Annotated in this window: 6 protein-coding genes and 1 pseudogene; 1 reads left to right on the top strand and 6 read right to left on the bottom strand. The window is 64.1% G+C overall.

From position 1 onward, the window contains the following. The coding region (locus tag X803_RS0100265; protein ID WP_216699015.1) for a hypothetical protein at positions 1–595 on the top strand (595 nt) is incomplete at its 5' end. Between the two features lie 366 nt (positions 596–961). On the opposite strand, the gene X803_RS0100255 is transcribed toward X803_RS0100265, so the two are convergent. From X803_RS0100255 to X803_RS16795, 6 genes and pseudogenes are all read right to left on the bottom strand, one after another. Then, a complete protein-coding gene (locus X803_RS0100255; protein WP_026543554.1) occupies positions 962–1,234 on the bottom strand; it encodes a hypothetical protein in 273 nt (90 codons plus the stop codon). Between the two features lie 271 nt (positions 1,235–1,505). Next, positions 1,506–1,763 (bottom strand): SHOCT domain-containing protein, encoded by a 258-nt coding sequence (locus X803_RS0100250; protein WP_216699014.1) that lies wholly within the window; start codon positions 1,761–1,763, stop codon positions 1,506–1,508. A 102-nt stretch (positions 1,764–1,865) separates the two neighbouring features. Beyond that, positions 1,866–2,948: a HoxN/HupN/NixA family nickel/cobalt transporter gene (locus tag X803_RS16800; RefSeq protein ID WP_051470290.1), complete on the bottom strand. Its 1,083-nt coding sequence runs from the start codon at positions 2,946–2,948 to the stop codon at positions 1,866–1,868. A 116-nt stretch (positions 2,949–3,064) separates the two neighbouring features. Next, on the bottom strand, positions 3,065–4,417 hold the full coding sequence (locus tag X803_RS0100240) for an MBL fold metallo-hydrolase (RefSeq protein ID WP_026543552.1): 1,353 nt from the start codon (positions 4,415–4,417) through the stop codon (positions 3,065–3,067). Positions 4,418–4,744: 327 nt separating this feature from the next. Beyond that, positions 4,745–5,041, bottom strand: a complete 297-nt coding sequence (locus tag X803_RS0100235; RefSeq protein WP_026543551.1) for a rhodanese-like domain-containing protein — start codon at positions 5,039–5,041, stop codon at positions 4,745–4,747. A gap of 100 nt (positions 5,042–5,141) precedes the next feature. Beyond that, positions 5,142–5,440: pseudogene (locus X803_RS16795) on the bottom strand (hypothetical protein); the annotation flags it as partial.

The following is a 5,440-nucleotide window of genomic DNA, read 5'->3' as shown; positions in this document are numbered from 1 at the left end:
CACGACTGCGCTGCTTGAAGCCTTGTCGTGGGCTCGGATGACCGTATCGCACGATGCGTACCTGAGAAAGACCGCCGCGTTCTTCGGCGAACCCGTAGAGGCCATCAGGCGGGAAGTTGAAGAGCAGTGGCACGCCAACGGGCACATGATTCCGGGGTGGATTCCCGCCAACTGGCGTGACGGACGCCTGCTCTACTCATTGCGGTTCGAGCCCGGCCCGTGGGTTGATATTGCTCATTCCGAGACTCTCGCCGCACTCAACGGAGCGCTCGGCAGCCTGCTGTACGACGTCGAGGTGGAAGAAACCCTGACGTTGGCCGAAGTCACCAGCGGCCGACGGGAAGTCACGACCATCCTCGCATCATGGATCCGGGACCAACTCCTTGATGACGGGTCGTATCCGATGGGCATCCGATTCCCCTCAAAGCACGGTGCCGTGGACCAGGGCAACGGCTATTGCTGGGCGTTCTGGCTCAGGCGCGCTGATGTCGGCCTGATGGACGACGCCCTCACCGCAGATGCGGGAACGGAAATTAGTGAGAACGACCCTGCTTACACCTACGCCCTGGAACGCCACGGGATCAGGTCCCGGTAGAGACCAGTTCCCAAGTAGCACTCCGGCCAAGGCAATTGGCCGAGAGGCTGCTGAACAAATTCCTTGGTGTAGTCATGGTGGTCTCAGACCTGCCCCTGGATTCCTCCGGCGATCTCGCTGAGGTCAGCCGGACGCGGCAGATGATGGGTTGAAGGGGAGCTCCTACTAACAGGGACCCTGATGTGCGCTCCCGGATTACCGGAATCACCTCGGGCGGACGAACTCATAATCAAAGGACTCTGCCGGGCCGATGTTCAGGAAGGGGTTGTCGCCGTTCCACTCAGGGGAGAGGCGCAGCCCGTGCGCGTGCAGGTTCGTCGGGGAGGCCGCTCCCGAAGATTGAAAACGAGAGTGAGCAGTTAATACCTACTCCATGCCCATGCCGGAGTCGCCGCCCATCATTCCTCCACCCATGCCGGAGTCGCCGCCCATCATTTGCTCGTGCATCTGTGCCATCTGTTCCGTGTCCGGGTGGTCGTGATTGCCGGCGTTCCTGTCCTGGTGCTGGGTCTCGGACACGGACACGCCCGGAGCCGGAGCCGGGGCCGCGGGCCCGGTGGCGGGTGCGGAGGTGCCGATGACAGCCCCTCCGGCTAGTGCGGTTGCGGCGGCCAAGGTTGAGATTGTAGCGGTGATCATAAGAGGTCTCCTTTTTGGTGGTTACTATCGGTCAATATTCTACTATCGGAGATAGTAGTAGTTTTATGGGTGGGCATCTTGAAAAGGTCTTGATTCACCCTCGGTACCGTCGCGAATGCGGGGTGAGCTTGGGGTGTTACGTGGGTCTGGTTGTCGTGGCCGGCCTCGAGCTCGGGTTGCTGGTTGCTGAGGGTTTGTGTTTCTCCGGCGCTTTACGGACGGCAGGGGTGTCCGCCCAGGCGCGGCGGGCGTTGGCGGCGGGTCAGCGGGTTCACCGGTCTCCCTCTTCCAGGGCCAGCAGTCGTTCGCGGTACTCCTCGGTGCTGATCTCCCCGCGGGCGTAGCGTTCTTCGAGGATCCGCCGGCTTGTTCCCGTGCCGGACTCACGGCCGGCGCCGGGCCCGCCCGTGTTTGGGGACCTGCCGGAGAAGGCTTTTACCAGCACGACAATCAACACAATCACCGCCACGAGCACCAGTAGCCCGAAGATCCACATCAATCCCATACCGCCCATGCCGCCGTTCATCATGATCATGCTCCTTCTCTCTTGTCAGTACGTGGTCAGATCTCTCGTAGTTCGTGCTCAGGTCAGTGTTGAGCGGTTCGCTCCCCCTGGGCGTCGTCGGGCCCTTCACAGCTGTTGTGTCCCGAAGGGCAGGGCCGCGGCAGAGGGCTTGGCCTTGCGCGTGGCGGCGGCGGTGGCCATCCAGATCAGGGCGAATAAGGCGATCACGGCGATTCCGAGGAAGTTCAGGTCCACGGTAGTGAGCGCTTCCAGGATCCCGCCGGACGGTTGGAGGAGCTCGGCGGCTACGGAAAGCAGGCCCGTTCCGCCGATGAGGAAGGCGATGAACACCGAGACACCGGTGACGACGAGGTTGTAGTCAACCGTGCGGCGGGCGTCACCGGATGCCCGGGTGTAGATTCTGGCCATCATCAATCCGTCGGCGCTGTCGAAGGCGGTCATCCCGGCGGTGAACAGCACCGGAAGCACCATCGCGGCGTACCAGGGTAGCGACGGGGCCAGGGTCCCGGCCACGACGAAGAGGCTGATGGAGGCCGCGGTGTCCAGGCCGAGCCCGAAGAGGAACCCGACCGGGTACATCTTCACGGGACGGTCCACGGCCCGGGTGAGCGGGTGCAGCACCCGGTGCAGCACCCCGCGCCGGTTCAGGTGGGTGTGCAGCTCGGCGTCATCGACCGGCGCGTTCCTCATGGTGCGGCGCAACCGGTGCAGGGACCGCAAGGCCGGCATATTCAAGATCCCTGCGGTAAGCAGGAACAGTCCGGAGACGGTCCCGCCCCAGATACCGGCGGCCTGACGCAAGGTGGAGTTCTCATCGGCCAGTCCGCCGGCGAAGGCCTCCACACCAAGGGCCAGCAGAAGCACAGAGAGCATGACCACCGAAGAGTGTCCCAGCGCGAACCAGAATCCGGTGGTCGCGGTGGTGCGGCCCCGGGTGAGGAACTGGCGGGTGGCGTTGTCGATCGCGGCGATATGATCGGCGTCGAAAGCGTGGCGCACGCCCAGGGCGTAGGCGCCCACGGCCAGACCCAGCAGCAGACCCGGGTTGGCTCCGGCTGCCTCCTGGGCCGGCAGCAACCAGCCGAACAGGGCCCCCCACCCGGCGACGTGCAGTCCCAGGACGGTGACGCCCATGCCGGTCAGACTGCGTGTCTGGTTCCGGGGTGGAGCTACGGCAAGGCTGGCCATCTGCACTCTTTCTGGTGTGTTGGATTAGAGGGGAAGGTCACCGGCGTGGGCGGGCAGGATGCCCTACCCGCCCGCCGGGCCCGGGAAGAATGCGGGATGTAGCTGCCGGAAGCGGGTCAGCTGGCCATGGGCAGGCCGGCGTCGGCGGCCTCGTCGAACATCGCGTCGATGTGCACCGGTTCCTTGCCTGCACGCTCGAGCAGGCTGGCGGCCACTCCGGAGCGGTAGCCGGAACCGCAGTGCACCCACAGGCGGCCGGCGGGCACTTCGTCCATGCGGGTGAGGAGTTCGTGCAGCGGAATGTTGACCGCACCCTCGATGCGGGAGGCCTCGTATTCCTCCACCCGGCGCACGTCCAGGATCGTTTCCCCGGCAGGACGGTCGGCCAATACGCCGTCCCATCCCACCCGCGGGTAGGACGTGGCCGGAACGTCTGGGGCGAGCTCGGCGGGGTTCTCGCCCACGGCCGCATCGGGTGAGTCGATGCCGATTCTGGACAGGTCGCGGATCGCGTTCTCGACGTCATCGCGGGAGCCGACGAGGGTCAGTTGCTGGTCGTAGGGGAATACCCAGCCCAGGAAGGTGGTGAAGCTTGCCCCGTTGCCGTACTCGAAACTGATGGTCCCCTTCAGGTGTTCGGCGGAGTAGGCGACCCGGTTACGCAGGTCCACCACCCACTCCCCGGCCTCCAGGCGTGCCTTCAGCTCCTCAGGGTCCAGGGAATCGGGCACCTCGAGGTTCGGTTCGGTGGGGCCGGCGGCGTTGGCCGGTCCCATGTGCACGTAGTAGCTGGGGTAGGCGCTGAGGTTGGCGATGAGTTCGGAGACGAAGTGTTCCTCGTCGGCCTCGGTGTAGACGTGGTTGGTGGAGAACTGCTCGCCCAGCGTGGATTCGGAGGCCCCTGTTGCGGGGCCGGAAGAGCAGAAGGAACCGAACCCGTGAGTCGGGTACAGGGCTGCCTTTTCCGTTGCCTCTTTCGCCAGGCGGCGGGCGGAGGCGTACTGGTCGTGGGTCAGCCCGACAGTGTGCTCGGAGCCCAGCAGATCAGTGCGGCCCACCGAACCGTAAAGAACACTGCCTCCGGAGAACACGGCCTGCTGCCCGTCGTGCTCGACGACGAAGGAGAGGTGGTGGTGGGTATGGCCGGGTGTGGCTACCGCCTTGACCGAGAGTTCCCCGACCTGCACGGTCTGGCCGTCGGCGATCGGGCTGCGTTCAAAGGACACGTCATCGGCGGCGTTGACCAGGTAGTCGGCCCCGTGCTTCTGGGCCAGGACGAGCCCGCCGGTGACGTAGTCATTGTGGATGTGGGTTTCGGCCACGTGGGTGAGCTTCACGCCGGCTTCTTCCACGATGGACTCGACTCGGTCGATGTCGCGCTGGGCGTCGATGACCAGGGCTACCTGCCCGTCGTGGATCAGGTAGCTGCGGTCCCCGAGCTGCGGGGTGTCAATGACAATAACGTCCATGATTCTCTTTCTCCTCAAAATCGGGGGGCCTTGTTTCGTAAAAGGATTCAGGAACAACAATACCCCTAGGGGTATAGAAGAGGTCAAGCTGAGGCTTGCTTATTCCGGTCAGTCTAGTTTTGTTTATCTGGTTCGGCGGAGCTTGTTCAGCACGGCCCCAAGAGGTCAGGAAGAAGGTCTCTTCGGGCGGTTACCGGTGACGTTTTCACTGGCTGTGGCATACGTGACCGAGTGCCCGTTGCGGTACCACTCAGTGATTCCACCGCTGCGCATTTTTTGCTCCTTTCGGCCCGTCGTGGGCGAACCTTTGGGGCCGGGCAGGATCTTTTAGGTGGTGGGCAGGCCGGCCTCCTGCCAGGCGGTCATGCCCCCGGCCATGGTGTCTGCGGTGAAGCCGGCCTGATTCAGGGCGTCTGCGGCGGTGGCGCTGCGGTTTCCGCTGCGGCAGACGGCGATCACCGGTACAGCCCTGTCGAGTTCAGACAGACGTGCACCCAGGTCCCCCAGGGGGATGTGCAGGGCGCCAGGGATTGTTCCCTGGGCGACTTCAAAGTCTTCCCGGACGTCGAGGATCTGATCCGTGCTACGGCGCTTCTCGGCTTCGGTGATGGTGATTTCGGACATTGTTTTGCCTCCTTGGGTGGTTCTGGTTCGGTTGTTGATTTTGTTTCTGGTGCGGGTGTGTTCTTTGCTGAAGTGGTACTGCCTGAAGCGGCACTTTGGCTTAGGCGGTTGAGTGTTTCGCTCGCCCGGAGCCCAGGTTGCGGTGCCCGTTGTCGCGGACCCGTGTCCTGAGGGGGCATGCCCGGACGAAGAACCAGCAGATGACGGCAGCGAGCACGGCCAGGGCAGCGACACTGCCGAGGATGATCCAGCGCAGATCCTCAGGGGCCTGCTGGGTCAGGACAAAGGTGCCCATAGCCAGGACGAACCAACCGAACGCTTTTCGGAGGGCGGCTTCGGGGATCCGGCCTGCGAGCTTGGAACCGATGAGCGTTCCCACGATCGCAGCTGCCGTGACAG

The organism is Arthrobacter sp. 35/47 (assembly GCF_000520475.1).
Classification (GTDB): Bacteria; Actinomycetota; Actinomycetes; order Actinomycetales; family Micrococcaceae; genus Arthrobacter_D; species Arthrobacter_D subterraneus.
The sequence above is the reverse complement of the archived record's forward strand: the minus strand, read 5'-3'. Positions and strand labels throughout refer to the sequence as shown.

Bases quoted from the DNA above. Each gene is read 5' to 3' on its own strand.
- X803_RS0100255 (WP_026543554.1), bottom strand. From the start codon at position 1,234: ATGATCACCGCTACAATCTCAACCTTGGCCGCCGCAACCGCACTAGCC.
- X803_RS0100250 (WP_216699014.1), bottom strand. From the start codon at position 1,763: ATGATGAACGGCGGCATGGGCGGTATGGGATTGATGTGGATCTTCGGG.
- X803_RS16800 (WP_051470290.1), bottom strand. From the start codon at position 2,948: ATGGCCAGCCTTGCCGTAGCTCCACCCCGGAACCAGACACGCAGTCTG.
- X803_RS0100240 (WP_026543552.1), bottom strand. From the start codon at position 4,417: ATGGACGTTATTGTCATTGACACCCCGCAGCTCGGGGACCGCAGCTAC.
- X803_RS0100235 (WP_026543551.1), bottom strand. From the start codon at position 5,041: ATGTCCGAAATCACCATCACCGAAGCCGAGAAGCGCCGTAGCACGGAT.